A 15,912-nucleotide genomic window follows, 5' to 3' on the forward strand; every position below is an offset into this window, starting at 1 on the left:
GTGCTCGCGTCAACCCCGGTGCCGTAACCTCGATGGCCTGAGCCCGCCGTTCTTCGGGGCCACGTCCACACCATGGGGTAGCACTGCTGATGACCGCGATTTCTCTCGGTATGCCTTCCGTTCCGACCAAGCTCGCGGACCGCCGCGTGAGCCGGAAGATCCAGGTCGGATCAGTCGCCGTCGGCGGGGACGCGCCCGTCTCGGTCCAGTCCATGACCACCACCAGGACCTCCGACATCGGCGCCACCCTCCAGCAGATCGCCGAGCTGACCGCGTCCGGCTGCCAGATCGTCCGGGTCGCCTGTCCGACCCAGGACGACGCCGACGCCCTCGCCGTGATCGCCCGCAAGTCCCAGATCCCGGTGATCGCCGACATCCACTTCCAGCCGAAGTACGTCTTCGCCGCGATCGACGCCGGCTGCGCGGCGGTCCGGGTCAACCCCGGCAACATCAAGCAGTTCGACGACCAGGTCAAGGAGATCGCCAAGGCCGCGGGCGAGGCGGGCACCCCGATCCGGATCGGCGTCAACGCCGGCTCCCTGGACCGCCGTCTGCTCCAGAAGTACGGCAAGGCCACCCCGGAGGCGCTGGTCGAGTCCGCGCTCTGGGAGGCGTCCCTCTTCGAAGAGCACGGCTTCCGCGACATCAAGATCTCCGTCAAGCACAACGACCCCGTCGTGATGGTCAACGCCTACCGGCAGCTGGCCGCCCAGTGCGACTACCCGCTCCACCTCGGCGTCACCGAGGCCGGTCCGGCGTTCCAGGGCACCATCAAGTCCGCGGTGGCGTTCGGCGCGCTCCTCAGCGAGGGCATCGGCGACACCATCCGGGTCTCCCTCTCCGCCCCGCCCGCGGAGGAGGTCAAGGTCGGCATCCAGATCCTCGAATCGCTCAATCTGCGCCAGCGGCGTCTGGAGATCGTCTCCTGCCCCTCCTGCGGCCGCGCCCAGGTCGACGTCTACAAGCTCGCCGACGAGGTCACCGCCGGTCTGGAGGGCATGGAGGTCCCGCTGCGGGTCGCCGTCATGGGCTGTGTCGTCAACGGCCCGGGCGAGGCGCGCGAGGCCGACCTCGGCGTCGCCTCCGGCAACGGCAAGGGCCAGATCTTCGTCAAGGGCGAGGTCATCAAGACCGTCCCCGAGTCGAAGATCGTCGAGACCCTGATCGAAGAGGCGATGAAGATCGCGGAGCAGATGGAGAAGGACGGCGTCGCCTCGGGCGAACCGACGGTCGCCATCGGCGCCTGACCCCCTGCGGGGGGAGCATCGCAGGGCCCCGGCCCCTGAGCCCGGGTTTCTCCGCCCGGGAGGCGGCCGCCGTGGCGGTACCTGCCACGGCGGTGGCCGTACGCGGCCGGGCCCTCTCACGGGTCTCCCGGGCTCCAGCCGTTCCGAGTCCGGTGCGGCCGGCCCCGGGCACGGCCGAACGGACCGCCCCGGGCCCGCCGCGCGGCACCGCCGGGCTCGATGCCGCTGTTTCCGGGCGCCGCGACCGCCCCTCCGGTACCGCCCGGAAACGGCTCCACGGGGCGGACGCGGACCGGGGCACGGTCGCTTTGCGGCCCCGCGGGGCTCGTGCCGGGACAGCCGGACGGGTCGGAGCCCGGGTCGCCTGGCGGTCGGCAGCACCCGGCGCCGCCGGTTCGGGGTCGGGGACGCCCCGGGACCGCCCGGACCGCCGTCCGGTGTGGGCTCCACGGAGCGGAGCCCCCCCGGCGGACGCAACCCCGGGCGCGGGACCGTCGCGGGATTCCGGAGTCGCCCCGGAGACGGGGTATCCCGGAACCGCAGGGCCCGGGAGCCGGTGTCGCCGGGCTGCTCCGGCGGCGACCAGGAGCCTTCAGACCCCGGCGCTGGTGCCTCGCCCGCCGGGGCTCGGCACCGGGACAGCCGGTCGGCTCGGGGCACGATCGCCTGGCGGCCTCGCAGGGCTCGGCACCGGGACAGCCGGTCGGGTCGGGGCACGGTCGCTTTGCGGCCCCGCGGGGCTCGGGACGTGGGACAGCCGGTCGGGTCGGGGTACGGCCGTCTTGCGGCCTTGCGGGGCTCGGGAGGCGGGACAGCCGGTGGGCTCGGGGCATGGCCGTCTTGCGGCCCCGCAGGGCGCGGCACCGGACAACCGGACAGGCCGGAGCTCTGGTCGCCCCGCCGCCCGCAGGGCTCGGCACCGCCGGTTCCGGGTGCCGGGACCGCCCCCCGAAGCGCCCGGACCGCCGTCCGGTGACGGCCCACGGAGCGGAGCCACCCCCCCCGGCGGACGCCGACCGGCCCCGAGCACGACCGGATTCCCCGTGCCGCCGACAACCGGAAACCCGCGGCCGCACGGGGCGCGGAGAGCATCCCCGTACCGCCCCCGCCGCCGGAACTCCCGCGTCCCGTACCGCCCGCATCCGCGACCGCGGACCGGTGTTCGTGCGCTCGGCACCCGCGGCACCCGGCGGGTACAGTGCGGAGATCAGCAGACCGTACGGTGAGGCCCCTTCGTGTTGACGCAGACCACCACCCGGGTCCTCGAACCCAGCGACCTCGGCGCCGCGCTCGCCGTGCTGGAGAGCGAGCCCGTGGAGAATGCTTTTGTCACCTCACGGGTCCAGGTCGCCGGGCTCGACCCCTGGCGCCTCGGCGGCGAGATGTGGGGCTGGTACACCGAAGGACGGCTCCGCTCCCTCTGCTACTCCGGCGCCAACCTCGTCCCCGTCTGCGCCACCCCCGAGGCCGTGCGCGCCTTCGCCGACCGGGCCCGCCGCACCGGCCGCCGCTGCTCCTCCATCGTCGGCCCGGCCGGGCCGACCGCCCAGCTCTGGCGGCTCCTCGAACCCCACTGGGGCCCCGCCCGCGATATCCGCGCCCGTCAGCCGCTGATGGTGACCGAGACGACCGCGCCCGATATCGAACCCGATCCGCACGTCCGCCGCATCCGCAAGGACGAGATGGAGGTGATCATGCCCGCGTGCGTGGCCATGTTCACCGAGGAGGTCGGAGTCTCCCCGATGGCGGGCGACGGCGGCCTCCTCTACCAGGCCCGGGTCGCCGAGCTCGTCGGCTCCGGCCGCTCCTTCGCCCGCATCGACGGCGGCCGGGTCGTCTTCAAGGCCGAGATCGGCGCGGCCACCACCCAGGCCTGCCAGATCCAAGGCGTCTGGGTCGACCCCGAGTACCGCGGACGCGGGCTCTCCGAGACCGGGATGGCCGCCGTACTGCGATACGCCCTCGCCGATGTCGCCCCCGTCGTCAGCCTGTACGTCAACGACTACAACACCCCGGCCAGGGCCGCCTACCGGAGGGTCGGCTTCCGAGAGGTCGGCGCGTTCATGAGCATCCTCTTCTGAGCCCCGGTCCGGCCCGCTCCCGGCCCTCCCGCGCCACCCGCGGCACGGAAACCGCAGCCCGTCGCACCGGCCCGGGCCAGTAGGGTGCGCGCATGGCATCCGACCTCGGGGGCGTCCCCCACCTCCCCGCCGCCACCATCGAGCCGGTCGACCTCGCGGCCCGGCTCGACGAGGCCCTGATGGTGCAGGCACTCGCCTTCGGACTGACCCATGCCGAGGTCGAGGTCCGCCGCCCCATCGTCCAGCGCCATCTGCACCAGCCGGGCGCCCGCGCCCTCGCCGCCCTCACCGACACCGGACGGCTCGTCGGCTTCGTGTACGGAATGCCCAACAGCCGCGCCCACTGGTGGTCCACCGTGGTGGAGCCGTACCTCCGCACCACCGGCAGCGAACCCTGGCTGGACGACTCGTTCGTCATCACCGAACTGCACGTCCACCCCCGCTTTCAGGGGCGGGGCCTGGGGCGCGGTCTGATCACCGCCATCACCGACGGCGCCGCCCAACCCCGCTCCATCCTGTCCGCCATCGACACCGAATCCCCGGCCCGCGCCCTCTACCGGAGCCTCGGCTACCGGGATCTCGCGCGCCGCGTCCACTTCCCGAGCGCACCCCGCCCGTACGCCGTGATGGGCGCCCCGCTGCCGCTGTCGCGCGGCAACTGATTTCCGCCTGCCCCCGCCGCCCGGCTAACCTCCTGCCCATCACCTTCTTCAGGTCGTTCACGCAGGAGATTCCCATGGCAGCCCAGGTCCAGCGCATGTCCCGTCTGATGGTCAAGACACTGCGCGACGACCCGGCAGACGCGGAGACCCTCAGTCACAAGCTCCTGGTCCGCGCCGGGTACGTCCGGCGCAACGCGGCCGGCATCTGGTCCTGGCTGCCGCTGGGCAAGGCCGTCCTCGACAACATCACCCGGGTCGTCCGCGAGGAGATGGACGCCGCGGGCGCCCAGGAAGTGTCGCTCCCCGCGCTGCTGCCGAAGGAGCCCTACGAGGCCAGCGGCCGCTGGGACGAGTACGGCGCCGAGCTGTTCCGGCTCAAGGACCGCAAGGGCGCCGACTACCTCCTCGGCCCCACCCACGAGGAGATCTTCACCCTGCTGGTGAAGGACCAGTGCTCGTCCTACAAGGACCTGCCGGTCGTCCTCTACCAGATCCAGACGAAGTACCGCGACGAGGCGCGGCCCCGTTCGGGCATCCTGCGCAGCCGCGAGTTCCTGATGAAGGACTCGTACTCCTTCGACACCACCGACGAGGGCCTGGCCGAGTCCTACGCGCTCCACCGCGAGGCGTACATCAAGATCTTCCGGCGGCTCGGGCTCGACCACCGCATCGTCTCCGCCGTCTCCGGCGCGATGGGCGGCTCGGCGTCCGAGGAGTTCCTGGCGCCCGCCGCGGCCGGCGAGGACACCTTCGTGCACTGCACCTCCTGCGACTACGCCGCCAACACGGAAGCCGTCACCTTCACCGTGCCCGCCGCCGAGACGGCGGAGCACCCGGCCGTCGAGCGGCTGGACACCCCGGACACCCCCACCATCGAAACCCTCGCGGCCCACCTCGGGGTGCCCGCCTCGGCGACCCTGAAGAACCTCCTCGTCAAGGTCGACGGCGAGATCGTCGCCGTCGGCGTCCCCGGGGACCGCGAGGTCGACCTCGGCAAGCTCGCCGAGCACCTCGCCCCCGCCGAGGTCGAACTGGTCACCGCCGACGACTTCACCGGCCGCCCCGACCTGGTCCGCGGCTACGTCGGCCCCCAGGGCCTCGACAAGGTCCGCTACCTGGCCGACCCGCGCATCGCCGCCGGTACGGCGTGGATCACCGGCGCCAACGAGGAGGGCTTCCACGCCCGCAACGTCGTCGCCGGCCGCGACTTCGAGGTCGACGAGTACCTGGACGTGGTCGTCGTCGAGGAGGGCGACCCCTGCCCCAAGTGCGGCCACGGCCTCAAGCTGGACCGCGCCATCGAGATCGGCCACATCTTCCAGCTGGGCCGCAAGTACGCGGACGCCTTCCAGCTCGACGTCCTCGGCCGGAACGGCAAGCCCGAGCGGGTGACGATGGGCTCGTACGGCATCGGGGTCTCCCGTGCCGTCGCCGCACTCGCCGAGCAGACCGCCGACGAGCAGGGCCTGTGCTGGCCCGCGGAGATCGCCCCCGCGGACGTCCACGTGGTCGCCGCGGGCAAGGCCGCCCAGACCGAGTTCGCCCTCGAAGCGGCCGAGCAGCTGGCGGCGGCGGGCCTGCGGGTCCTGGTCGACGAGCGCCCCGGGGTCTCCCCGGGCGTCAAGTTCACCGACGCGGAACTGATCGGCGTCCCGAAGATCCTGGTCGCCGGCCGCAGGGTGGCCGAGGGCGTGGTGGAGCTGAAGGACCGCCGCACGGGTGAGCGCGAGGAGCTCCCGCTGGCGGAGGCGATCGCCCGTCTCTCGTCGTAGCCCCCGGGCCCGGGGGTGGTCGTGCCCCGGGGGTGCGGGCGCGTTGGGCCGCGGGCGCCGGTGTCCCTGCTCCCGCGGGGTGCGCGCCCTGCCCGGTGCAGGTCTCTTGTGCGGTTGAGTCCCGCACTCCGTGGTGTAGGTCACCGGTCCTGCCGGGTTCGGCTGGGTCGGTGGCCTCCGGGCTCACCTCCTCGCGGCCTGCGATGCACTGCCCTCCGGCAAACCGTGCTTGTCGCAGGTCCACTGCGGGGGCGACCCTGCACCCCCCTCCCACGTGATCCCGACCTGATCAGCCCGCGAGGTCCCCGGTGATGTCGCGCGTCACCGGGGAGGCGGAACTCTCCTGATCACCGCCCGGGGAGATATCCCCTTCTCGGGGCACAGGCACCCCCTGATCTGCGGGGACCGCTTGGTGGGTGACCGGGCGGACTCCTTGTCTCCGGGGTCAAGTCGGGTGATCTCCGGAGGGGGGTGCAGGGTCGCCCCCGCAGCCATGGGCGACAAGACCGGACGCGCTTCGGGGCAGTGCATCGCCCGTGGCGAGGAGGTGAGCCCGGAGGCCACCGACCCGGCCGCACCCGACAAGACCCCGCGCCTACCCCACGGAGTAACGCAACTCGACCACCGGAGGACCCGCACACCGCAGGGACGGGCAGCCCAAAAAGGGGCGCGAGGAACTGCGCGACCAGCCCCCACCGGCCCGCAGCCGGAAAACGCACCGCGCCCTAGCGGGACGCGCTACAGCCAGGACGCGAACTCCAGCAGCGGTTCCGCTTCCCGCGCGCGGTCCGCGCGCATCGCCGCGACCGCCGCCGTCACCGTGCGGAACAGCGTCCAGCCGAGGACCCGGTCCCGGTCCAGGTCCAGCGAGTCGGCGAGGCGCCCCACCCGGCGGCGGGCCGTCGAGGGGCCCGCGGTGGTGGCGACCAGGTCCTCCGCGCGGTCCCGGGCCAGCCGCGCCAGGTCGTAGGCCCGTTCCCCGACGAGCGGTGAGGGCCCGACCGCGAGCCACGGGGCCCGGTCACCGGCCAGCACCTTGCCCTGGTGGAAGCAGCCGTGCAGCAGGAAGGCCTCGGGTTCCCCGGCGGCCAGCAGCTCCTCCCGTACGGCAAGGGCCGCGTCGATCAGGGGCGCCACGGTGTCGCCGGGGTCCGCGGCCCGCAGACGCTCCGCCGCGGCGGCTGTGCGGTCCGCCACGGACGGGAGGCCGTGCCCGGGAGGCGGCGGGGCCCAGAGCCTGCGCAGGGTGCCCGAGGCCTCCAGGACGGCTTTGGCTTCGGGCAAGGAGCGTACGGACACTTCGGGGTGGAGCCGTTCCAGCAGCAGACCGGTGGGGCCCGCGTCGCCGAGGAGCCGGACGGCCCCGGAGCCGTCCCAGGTTTCCAGGGCGGTCCGTTCGTGGCCGGTCGCGGCCGACGGCGGGGCGAGTTTCAGGGCTGCGGGGGTGCCGTCGGGGAGGTGTACGAGGACGACGAGGCTGCCGCGGCCGCCGGGTGCCACCACCCGCTCGACGACCAGTCCGGTCTGTTCGACCGTGCGGGCGAGCAGCTCCGGCAGCCGGGTGAGCCAGAGTGCGTCTTCCTGTGTGCTGTCGCCTTCGGCGAGCGCCCGCACCAGACGCCGGGGCGCTTCGAAATCCATGCCTGTGCGACTTCCTCTCATGCCCGTGTGGGCACTCCTACGCTCCGGCCGGTCGGCCGGTGGCCGCCGAACGCTCGACGAGCCCAGGAAAGGCTACGCCGGTGCCGCTCCAGCGCACGGACCGCACCGCCGCCTCCCGCAGTGCGGCCGCCGCTTCGGTCCGCAGGGCCCCCTGCGCGGCCCTGACCAGGTCGGAGCAGGCGCCGGCGGTCCGGTCCTCCAGATGGGCCGCGAGGCGCCCGGCGGCTGCGGCGTCCGGTACGGGGAAGGGCAGGGCGTAGGCAGGTGCGGCGGCCACGGGGGTGCCGCCGAGGTCGCGGACGGCCCGGATCAGGGCGTCCCGGCGGGCCCGGTGCGCGGTGTGGGCGGCCCGGGCCTCGGGCTGCCGGGCCGTGCCGATGCGGGCGCCGACGACTCCGTACCCGTACACCGCCGCGTGTTCGGCGGCGAGCGCCGCCTGGACGGCGGCCAGCGGTTCCCGGTCCCTGCTCATCGGCCCTCGCCCCCGGGCGCGGACGCGGCGGGGCGGGTCAGCAGATAGGCGTTGGCGGCTCCGGCCGCGGCCACCGACGCGAGCAGCCGTGCCAGTTCGGGTCCGGCTCCGGCGAGGGCGGTGGTGTGGGCGGCGGAGGACCGGCGCTCCGTGGCGGCCAGCTCCGTGAGCGCCGCCGCGGGATCGGGCGGGACCACCGCCGGGGCTCCTCCGGCCCCCGCGGGGGCGCCGCCGAGGGCGGTGGCGTGCGCGGCGGACGCGGCCCGCAGTGGCGCCAGCCGTCCGGCCAGCGCCGGATGTGCGGCGATCACCGCGTCGTACCGGTCCCGGAGCGCTCCGCCGGATGCGGCCAACCGTTTCCTCAGGGCCGTGTCCGCCGCCGCCGAGACCTCGGACGAACCCGGCGCGCTTCCGCGTTCACGCGCCCCCTCGGCACCGTGCGCGCGGTCGCGTCCGCCCGGCTCCGACGGCTCACCCGAGCAGCCCGAGAGCGCCCCTGCCACCACCGCACCTGCTGTCGCGCCCGTCACTGCGAGCGCTCTTCGTCTCGTCGTTCCCGGGCGCCTCACGCGTCTCTCCCTTAATCCGTCGGTGGTTCCGTGATGATCATCGCCGCAGGCGAGCGTACCCGCGGGTCCCCCTCGGGTGGACGGCAACACCCTTCCGGACCGGATACCCTTTGATCTGACACGCGACCATCCGTGACGGCACCCCGCACGGACGCGACGGACCCACAACAGCACACGCGGCCGAGGAGTCACCCGGATGAGCACCACCCAGAGCGAGAGGCTGCGAGCGCTGCTGGATCCGCTCGTCAGCGCCGCCGGACTGGATCTCGAAGAGATCGAGGTGACCCGGGCGGGCCGTCGCCGTCAGCTGAGAATCGTGGTCGACTCCGACGAGGGCGTCACCCTCGACGCCTGTGCCGAGCTGAGCCGTGACATCTCCGGCGCGCTCGACGCCTCCGATGTGATGGGCGAGGAGGAGTACACCCTCGAAGTCGGTTCGCCCGGCGCCGACCGCCCGCTGACCGAGCCGCGCCACTATGTGCGCGCCGCCGGCCGTCTGGTGAAGTTCCGCCTCCACGAGGGCGACGACTTGGTCGCCCGGGTGCTCGCCGTGGACGAGGACGGGGTGGACGCCGAGGTTCCGGGGGTCAAGGGTCGCAAGCCGACCGCCCGCCGGATCGCCTTCGGCGAGATCGCCGGGGCGCGTGTCGAGATCGAGTTCAACCGCAAGGACAAGAAGGAAGAGGAGGCGTAGCCGTGGACATCGACGTAAAGCTCCTGAAGGGCTTGGCACAGGAGAAGGAGATTCCCTTCGACCTGCTGGTCGAGGCGATCGAGTCGGCCCTCCTCATCGCGTACCACCGCACCCCGGACAGCCGCCGCCAGGCCCGGGTCGTGCTGAGCCGGGACACCGGCCATGTGACCGTCTGGGCGAAGGAGGACCCGGCCGACGTGCCGGAGGGCCAGGAGCCCAAGGACTTCGACGACACCCCGACCGACTTCGGCCGGATCGCCGCGACCACGGCCCGCCAGGTCATCCAGCAGCGGCTGCGGGACGCCGAGAACGACGTCACCTTCGGCGAGTACGCCCGCCGGGAGGGCGATATCGTCTCCGGCCAGGTGCAGCAGGGCAAGGACCCGAAGAACGTCCTGGTCAAGCTGGACGACAAGCTGGAGGCCATCCTGCCGGTGCAGGAGCAGGTCCCCGGCGAGGAGTACACCCACGGGCTGCGGCTGCGCACCTATGTCGTCCGGGTGGCCAAGGGTGTGCGCGGTCCGTCCGTCACCCTCTCCCGCACCCACCCGAGCCTGGTGAAGAAGCTCTTCGCGCTGGAGGTCCCCGAGATCGCGGACGGCAGCGTCGAGATCGCCGCCATCGCCCGCGAGGCCGGCCACCGCACCAAGATCGCGGTCCGCTCCACCCGGTCCGGGCTGAACGCCAAGGGCGCCTGCATCGGCCCGATGGGCGGCCGGGTCCGCAATGTGATGGCCGAACTGCACGGCGAGAAGATCGACATCGTCGACTGGTCGGACGACCCGGCCGAAATGGTGGCGAACGCGCTCTCCCCGGCCCGGGTCAGCAAGGTGGAGGTCGTGGACCTCGGGGCCCGTTCGGCCCGGGTCACCGTCCCCGACTACCAGCTCTCCCTGGCGATCGGCAAGGAAGGGCAGAACGCCCGGCTCGCCGCGCGCCTCACCGGCTGGCGCATCGACATCCGCTCGGACACCGAGCAGCCCGCCGATGCCCCCACGGAGCAGAACGGCCGCTGACCCGCACGACAGGCTCCGTACCCCGGCCCCCCGGGGCTACGGGACTGCGGGATCACGGTCCGGTGGTCCACCGGCTCCGGCCGGAACGGCACCCCGCGGCCACCCACCGTGGCCGAACGAGACAGATGAGTGTTCGATTTTTGCCCCAAACGGGTGAGGTCGCTATGGGGAGGTAGACTTAGCCGTGTCTGGCCGGACGCATGTCGGCGCATGCCCAGAACGTACGTGTGTGGGCTGCCGCGAGCGGGCGGCCAAGAGCGACCTTCTGCGCATCGTGAGAATCGGGGACGAGTGCGTCCCCGATGATCGCGGTACGCTGCCCGGCCGGGGTGCGTATGTACACCCCGCCGTGGTCTGTCTCGACCAGGCGGTCCGCCGCCGGGCGTTTCCCCGGGCCCTCAGGTCCGAGGGCCCGCTCGACACGGCCGCACTCCGTCTGCACGTGCAGGCGGTGACGGAGCAGGACGAGTAAGAAGAAGTACGGCACGGGACCCCGTGCGGTCAGGTACCTCGCGAGTCGGAAGTAGGTCGAGATTGCGATGAGCACTCGATGAGTACGCGATGAGTACGCCCATGAAGTAGCGACGGTCCGGCGGTAATCCGGACCTCAAAGGAGCGAAGTGGCTAAGGTCCGGGTATACGAGCTCGCCAAGGAGTTCGGTGTGGAGAGCAAGGTCGTCATGGCCAAGCTCCAGGAACTCGGTGAATTCGTCCGTTCGGCGTCCTCGACGATCGAGGCGCCGGTTGTGCGCAAGTTGACTGATGCGTTGCAGGGGTCCGGCTCCGGTGCCGGCAAGACCGCTGCCAAGCCGGGTGCGCCCCGTAAGGCCGCGCCCACCCCCGCCGCCCCCCGACCGGGCGGCCCCACCCCCGGCGCGCCCGGTTCGGCCGCGCCCCGTCCCGCTGCCCCCAAGCCCGGCGCCCCGGCCCCCCGGCCGACCGCCGCCGAGGCCCCCGGCAGCACGTCTTCCCCGGCAGCGCCGGCCGGCCCGCGTCCGGGCCCGAAGCCCGCGTCCCGGCCCGGTCCGGTCACGCCCGTGCCCGCGGCGGAGTTCTCCGCCCCGGCGCCCGCGCAGCCGGCCGCCCCGTCGGCGCCTGCCGCGCCGTCCGCACCTGCCGGGAACTCCGGTCCCCGGCCCGGTGCCCCCGGCCCGCGTCCCGGCGCCCGCCCCGGCCAGTCCGGCGGCGGCCAGGGTGCCCCGCGCCCCGGTGGCGAGCGCCCCGCGCGCCCCGCGGCCGGCCAGGGTGGCCCGCGTCCCGGCGGTAACCGTCCGGCCGGTCCCCGTCCAGGCAACAACCCCTTCACCTCCGGCGGCTCCACCGGCATGGCGCGCCCGCAGGCGCCCCGTCCCGGCGGCGGCCGTCCCGGTGGTGCTCCGGGCTCCGGTGCCCCGCGTCCGCAGGGCGGCCCCGGCGGCGCCCCGCGCCCGCAGGGCCAGGGTGCTCCCCGTCCCACGCCCGGCGCGATGCCGCGTCCGCAGGCCCCCCGCCCCGGCGGCGGTCCCGCGGGCAACCGCCCGAACCCGGGCATGATGCCTCAGCGTCCGGCCGCGGGCCCCCGTCCCGGCGGCGGCCCCGGTGCCCGTCCCGGTGGTGGCGGCGGCGGTCGTCCCGGCGGTCCCGGTGCCCGTCCCGGCGGTGGCGGCGGCGGCGGCTTCGCCGGCCGTCCCGGCGGCGGTGGCGGCGGCGGTCGTCCCGGTGGCGGCGGCGGCTTCGCCGGTCGTCCCGGTGGCGGTGGCCCCGGTGGCGGTGGCGGCGGCTTCGGCGGTCGTCCCGGCTTCGGTGGCCGTCCCGGCGGTCCCGGCGGCCGTGGTGGCACGCAGGGCGCCTTCGGCCGTCCCGGCGGACCGGCCCGTCGTGGCCGCAAGTCGAAGCGGCAGCGGCGCCAGGAGTACGAGGCCATGCAGGCCCCGTCGGTCGGCGGCGTGATGCTGCCCCGCGGCGGCGGCGAGACCATTCGCCTGTCGCGCGGTGCATCCCTCACCGACTTCGCGGAGAAGATCAACGCCAACCCGGCGTCCCTGGTCGCGGTCATGATGAACCTCGGCGAGATGGTCACTGCCACGCAGTCCGTCTCCGACGAGACCCTCCAGCTCCTCGGCGGCGAGATGAACTACACGGTTCAGATCGTCAGCCCGGAGGAGGAGGACCGCGAGCTCCTGGAGTCCTTCGACATCGAGTTCGGCGAGGACGAGGGCACCGAAGAGGAACTGGTCTCCCGTCCGCCGGTCGTCACGGTCATGGGCCACGTCGACCACGGAAAGACCCGACTGCTCGACGCGATCCGCAAGACCAACGTGGTCGCGGGCGAGGCCGGTGGCATCACCCAGCACATCGGTGCCTACCAGGTCGCGACCGAGGTCAACGGCGAGGACCGCCGGATCACCTTCATCGACACCCCGGGTCACGAGGCGTTCACCGCCATGCGTGCCCGTGGTGCCAAGTCGACCGACATCGCGATCCTCGTGGTGGCGGCCAACGACGGTGTGATGCCCCAGACGATCGAAGCGCTCAACCACGCCAAGGCGGCCGACGTGCCGATCGTGGTCGCGGTGAACAAGATCGACGTCGAGGGCGCGGACCCGACGAAGGTGCGCGGCCAGCTCACCGAGTTCGGTCTGGTGGCCGAGGAGTACGGCGGCGACACCATGTTCGTCGACATCTCCGCCAAGCAGGGCCTCCACATCGAGGAGCTGCTGGAGGCCGTCGTCCTCACCGCCGACGCCTCCCTCGACCTGCGCGCCAACCCGAACCAGGACGCCCAGGGCATCGCGATCGAGTCCCACCTCGACCGCGGCCGTGGCGCCGTCTCGACGGTCCTGGTCCAGCGCGGAACGCTCCGCATCGGCGACACCATGGTCGTGGGCGACGCCTACGGCCGGGTGCGGGCCATGCTCGACGACAAGGGCGAGAACGTGGAGGAGGCCGGTCCCTCGACCCCGGTCCTCGTCCTCGGCCTCACCAACGTCCCGGGCGCCGGCGACAACTTCCTCGTCGTCGACGAGGACCGCACCGCCCGTCAGATCGCGGAGAAGCGCGCCGCTCGCGAGCGCAACGCCGCGTTCGCCAAGCGGGTGCGCCGCGTCTCCCTTGAGGACCTCGACAAGGTCCTCAAGGCGGGCGAGATCCAGCAGCTCAACCTCATCATCAAGGGCGACGCGTCCGGATCGGTGGAGGCCCTCGAATCCTCCCTGCTCCAGCTCGACGTCGGCGAAGAGGTCGACATCCGGGTCCTGCACCGCGGTGTCGGTGCGGTCACCGAGTCGGACATCGACCTGGCCATGGGCTCCGACGCCATCGTCATCGGCTTCAACGTCCGCGCGGCCGGCCGTGCCTCGCAGATGGCGGAGCGCGAGGGCGTCGACGTCCGGTACTACTCGGTGATCTACCAGGCCATCGAGGAGATCGAGGCGGCCCTCAAGGGCATGCTGAAGCCGGAGTTCGAAGAGGTCGAGCTCGGTACGGCGGAGATCCGCGAGGTCTTCCGCTCGTCCAAGCTGGGCAACATCGCGGGTGTCCTCATCCGCTCCGGCGAGGTCAAGCGGAACACCAAGGCCCGTCTCATCCGCGACGGCAAGGTCATCGCGGAGAGCCTCAACATCGAGGGTCTGCGCCGCTTCAAGGACGACGTCACCGAGATCCGCGAAGGCTTCGAGGGCGGTATCAACCTCGGAAACTTCAACGACATCAAGATCGACGACGTCATCGCGACGTACGAGATGCGCGAGAAGCCGCGCGGCTGATGCGCTGCAGTCGGCCGGGGCCGGTCGGCGGGAGAAATTTCCGTCGATCGGCCCCGGCCGCTGCGTGTACGGTTCCGGTGTCCCTGCCGAACACCGGCAGGAGCCCTTGAACCCGAACCGGCGGGACATCCGGATAACTCCATGTATGTGGGAACGCTGTCCTTCGATCTGCTCCTCGGCGACGTACGGTCGCTGAAGGAGAAGCGCTCCGTGGTCCGTCCGATCGTCGCCGAGCTCCACCGCAAGTTCGCGGTGAGCGCGGCGGAGACCGGCGACCAGGACCTCTACCGAAGGGCCGCGATCGGCCTCGCGGTGGTCTCCGGCGACACCGGACATCTGGCCGACGTACTCGACCGGTGCGAACGCTTCGTCGCCGCCCGGCCGGAAGTGGAACTGCTCTCGGTTCGACGCAGGCTCCACAGCGACGAAGACTGAAGTGGAACGCCCACCACGGACATCGTGGCGGGGCACAGCAGGTAAGAAGGAGAAGGACCAGTGGCCGACAACGCGCGGGCGAAGAAACTGGCGGACCTGATCAGGGAAGTCGTCGCCGAGAAGCTACAGCGCGGTATCAAGGACCCGCGGCTCGGCTCGCACGTGACCATCACCGACACCCGGGTCACCGGCGATCTGCGGGAGGCCACGGTCTTCTACACGGTCTACGGCGACGACGAGGACCGGGCCAGCGCCGCAGCCGGGCTCCAGAGCGCCAAGGGCGTCCTGCGCAGCGCGGTCGGCGCCGCGGCGGGCACCAAGTTCACCCCGACGCTGACCTTCGTCGCGGACGCCCTCCCGGAGAACGCCAAGACCATCGAGGACCTCCTCGACCAGGCCCGCGCCTCGGACGCCCGGGTCCGCGAGGTCTCCTCGGGAGCCGCGTACGCCGGTGACGCCGATCCGTACCGCAAGCCCGAAGACGACGCCGACGACGCCGCCGAAGGCGACGACGGCGCCACCGACGGTGACCGCAGCGGGGGCTCCGCGTCCGCATGACCCAGCGCACCCCCGCACCCGACGGCCTGGTCATCGTCGACAAGCCGTCGGGCTTCACCTCCCATGACGTCGTAGCCAAAATGCGCGGTATCGCCCGCACCCGCCGGGTCGGCCACGCAGGCACCCTCGACCCCATGGCGACCGGCGTCCTCGTCCTCGGCATCGAGCGGGCCACCAAGCTCCTCGGCCATCTCGCGCTCACCGAGAAGGAGTACCTGGGCACGATCCGGCTCGGCCAGAGCACCGTCACGGACGACGCCGAAGGCGAGATCACCGCCTCCGCCGACGCCTCGGGTGTCACCCGCGAGGCGATCGGCACCGGAGTCGCCGCCCTCAGCGGCGCGATCATGCAGGTGCCGTCGAAGGTCAGCGCCATCAAGATCGACGGCAAGCGTTCGTACGCCCGCGTCCGCGGCGGCGAGGACTTCGAAATCCCCGCCCGACCGGTCACCGTCTCCTCCTTCCGGGTCTACGACGTCCGGCCGGAAACCGCCGATGACGGCACCCCCGTCCTCGACCTCGTGGTCTCCGTCGTCTGCTCCTCCGGCACCTACATCCGGGCCCTCGCCCGCGATCTGGGCGCCGGTCTCGGCGTCGGCGGCCATCTGACCGCCCTGCGGCGCACCCGCGTCGGCCCCTACGGACTGGACGCGGCCAAGACCCTCGACCAGCTCCAGGAAGAGCTGACCGTGATGCCCGTCGCCGAAGCCGCCGCCGCGGCTTTCCCCCGCTGGGACCTCGACGCCCGGCGGGCCGGGCTGCTCGTTAACGGGGTACGGCTCGACATGCCCGCCTACGACCGCTCACCCGTGGCCGCCTTCGGCCCCGACGAACGGTTCGTGGCACTCGTCGAGGAGCAGAAAGGCAAGGCGAAGAGCCTCGCGGTCTTCGTCTGAGGCCCCGAGGGGGCGGCCGGTGGCGGCCGGGGGGCGTGGGCATGGCAGTCTTAGACCTGCGAATACTGGTCTTGAACAACTGATGGTTCGGCGAGGAGCGGTCAC

14 protein-coding genes are annotated in these 15,912 nt (G+C 72.8%); 11 read left to right on the forward strand and 3 right to left on the reverse strand.

The genetic code is table 11. From position 1 onward, the window contains the following. Window positions 1-89 precede the first annotated feature (89 nt). The 4 genes from ispG to B7R87_RS25075 all read left to right on the forward strand — a co-directional run bounded on the left by ispG (window position 90) and on the right by B7R87_RS25075 (window position 5,762). The gene (gene ispG / locus B7R87_RS25060) at window positions 90-1,247 is read left to right on the forward strand and encodes a flavodoxin-dependent (E)-4-hydroxy-3-methylbut-2-enyl-diphosphate synthase (protein WP_006346248.1); all 1,158 of its coding nucleotides are present in this window, start codon (window positions 90-92) and stop codon (window positions 1,245-1,247) included. A 1,235-nt stretch (window positions 1,248-2,482) separates the two neighbouring features. After that, on the forward strand, window positions 2,483-3,328 hold the full coding sequence (locus B7R87_RS25065; protein WP_040913924.1) for a GNAT family N-acetyltransferase: 846 nt from the start codon (window positions 2,483-2,485) through the stop codon (window positions 3,326-3,328). 92 nt (window positions 3,329-3,420) lie between these two features. Next, on the forward strand, window positions 3,421-3,990 hold the full coding sequence (locus tag B7R87_RS25070; protein ID WP_006346246.1) for a GNAT family N-acetyltransferase: 570 nt from the start codon (window positions 3,421-3,423) through the stop codon (window positions 3,988-3,990). 74 nt (window positions 3,991-4,064) lie between these two features. Then, window positions 4,065-5,762, forward strand: a complete 1,698-nt coding sequence (locus B7R87_RS25075) for a proline--tRNA ligase (RefSeq protein WP_006346245.1) — start codon at window positions 4,065-4,067, stop codon at window positions 5,760-5,762. A 738-nt stretch (window positions 5,763-6,500) separates the two neighbouring features. Here the strand turns inward: B7R87_RS25075 and B7R87_RS25080 are convergent. The 3 genes from B7R87_RS25080 to B7R87_RS25090 are packed head-to-tail and all read right to left on the reverse strand — an operon-like array spanning window position 6,501 to window position 8,426. Then, window positions 6,501-7,403, reverse strand: a complete 903-nt coding sequence (locus tag B7R87_RS25080) for an aminoglycoside phosphotransferase family protein (protein ID WP_006346244.1) — start codon at window positions 7,401-7,403, stop codon at window positions 6,501-6,503. Between the two features lie 37 nt (window positions 7,404-7,440). After that, window positions 7,441-7,896: a ferritin-like domain-containing protein gene (locus B7R87_RS25085; RefSeq protein ID WP_130585174.1), complete on the reverse strand. Its 456-nt coding sequence runs from the start codon at window positions 7,894-7,896 to the stop codon at window positions 7,441-7,443. Next, window positions 7,893-8,426: a hypothetical protein gene (locus tag B7R87_RS25090; protein WP_408647310.1), complete on the reverse strand. Its 534-nt coding sequence runs from the start codon at window positions 8,424-8,426 to the stop codon at window positions 7,893-7,895. Before B7R87_RS25090 ends, B7R87_RS25085 begins: the two co-directional genes overlap by 4 nt. 235 nt (window positions 8,427-8,661) lie before the next feature. On the opposite strand from B7R87_RS25090, the gene rimP reads away from it, so the two are divergent. The 7 genes from rimP to truB all read left to right on the forward strand — a co-directional run bounded on the left by rimP (window position 8,662) and on the right by truB (window position 15,807). Continuing rightward, window positions 8,662-9,159: a ribosome maturation factor RimP gene (gene rimP / locus B7R87_RS25095; protein WP_006346242.1), complete on the forward strand. Its 498-nt coding sequence runs from the start codon at window positions 8,662-8,664 to the stop codon at window positions 9,157-9,159. A gap of 2 nt (window positions 9,160-9,161) precedes the next feature. Then, window positions 9,162-10,175 carry a transcription termination factor NusA gene (nusA, locus tag B7R87_RS25100; protein ID WP_006346241.1) on the forward strand — a complete coding sequence of 338 codons (1,014 nt, stop codon included), beginning with the start codon at window positions 9,162-9,164 and terminating at the stop codon, window positions 10,173-10,175. A 184-nt stretch (window positions 10,176-10,359) separates the two neighbouring features. Beyond that, window positions 10,360-10,647, forward strand: a complete 288-nt coding sequence (locus B7R87_RS25105) for a YlxR family protein (protein ID WP_078902105.1) — start codon at window positions 10,360-10,362, stop codon at window positions 10,645-10,647. 148 nt (window positions 10,648-10,795) lie between these two features. After that, entirely contained in the window at window positions 10,796-13,918 is a 3,123-nt protein-coding gene (infB, locus tag B7R87_RS25110) for a translation initiation factor IF-2 (RefSeq protein ID WP_130585172.1), read from the forward strand. Window positions 13,919-14,059: 141 nt separating this feature from the next. Then, on the forward strand, window positions 14,060-14,353 hold the full coding sequence (locus B7R87_RS25115) for a DUF503 domain-containing protein (protein WP_006346237.1): 294 nt from the start codon (window positions 14,060-14,062) through the stop codon (window positions 14,351-14,353). Between the two features lie 60 nt (window positions 14,354-14,413). Continuing rightward, window positions 14,414-14,911: a 30S ribosome-binding factor RbfA gene (rbfA, locus tag B7R87_RS25120; protein ID WP_006346236.1), complete on the forward strand. Its 498-nt coding sequence runs from the start codon at window positions 14,414-14,416 to the stop codon at window positions 14,909-14,911. Next, complete coding sequence (truB, locus tag B7R87_RS25125) at window positions 14,908-15,807, forward strand: tRNA pseudouridine(55) synthase TruB (protein ID WP_006346235.1); 900 nt, start codon at window positions 14,908-14,910, stop codon at window positions 15,805-15,807. Before rbfA ends, truB begins: the two co-directional genes overlap by 4 nt. Window positions 15,808-15,912: the final 105 nt, after the last annotated feature.

The sequence above is a fragment of the Streptomyces tsukubensis genome (assembly GCF_003932715.1).
GTDB classification, from domain to species: domain Bacteria; phylum Actinomycetota; class Actinomycetes; order Streptomycetales; family Streptomycetaceae; genus Streptomyces; species Streptomyces tsukubensis.

What these genes read in the sequence shown, in the direction of transcription:
- ispG (WP_006346248.1), top strand. Translation starts at nt 90, where the DNA reads ATGACCGCGATTTCTCTCGGTATGCCTTCCGTTCCGACCAAGCTCGCG.
- B7R87_RS25070 (WP_006346246.1), top strand. Translation starts at nt 3,421, where the DNA reads ATGGCATCCGACCTCGGGGGCGTCCCCCACCTCCCCGCCGCCACCATC.
- B7R87_RS25075 (WP_006346245.1), top strand. Translation starts at nt 4,065, where the DNA reads ATGGCAGCCCAGGTCCAGCGCATGTCCCGTCTGATGGTCAAGACACTG.
- B7R87_RS25080 (WP_006346244.1), bottom strand. Translation starts at nt 7,403, where the DNA reads ATGGATTTCGAAGCGCCCCGGCGTCTGGTGCGGGCGCTCGCCGAAGGC.
- B7R87_RS25085 (WP_130585174.1), bottom strand. Translation starts at nt 7,896, where the DNA reads ATGAGCAGGGACCGGGAACCGCTGGCCGCCGTCCAGGCGGCGCTCGCC.
- rimP (WP_006346242.1), top strand. Translation starts at nt 8,662, where the DNA reads ATGAGCACCACCCAGAGCGAGAGGCTGCGAGCGCTGCTGGATCCGCTC.
- B7R87_RS25115 (WP_006346237.1), top strand. Translation starts at nt 14,060, where the DNA reads ATGTATGTGGGAACGCTGTCCTTCGATCTGCTCCTCGGCGACGTACGG.
- truB (WP_006346235.1), top strand. Translation starts at nt 14,908, where the DNA reads ATGACCCAGCGCACCCCCGCACCCGACGGCCTGGTCATCGTCGACAAG.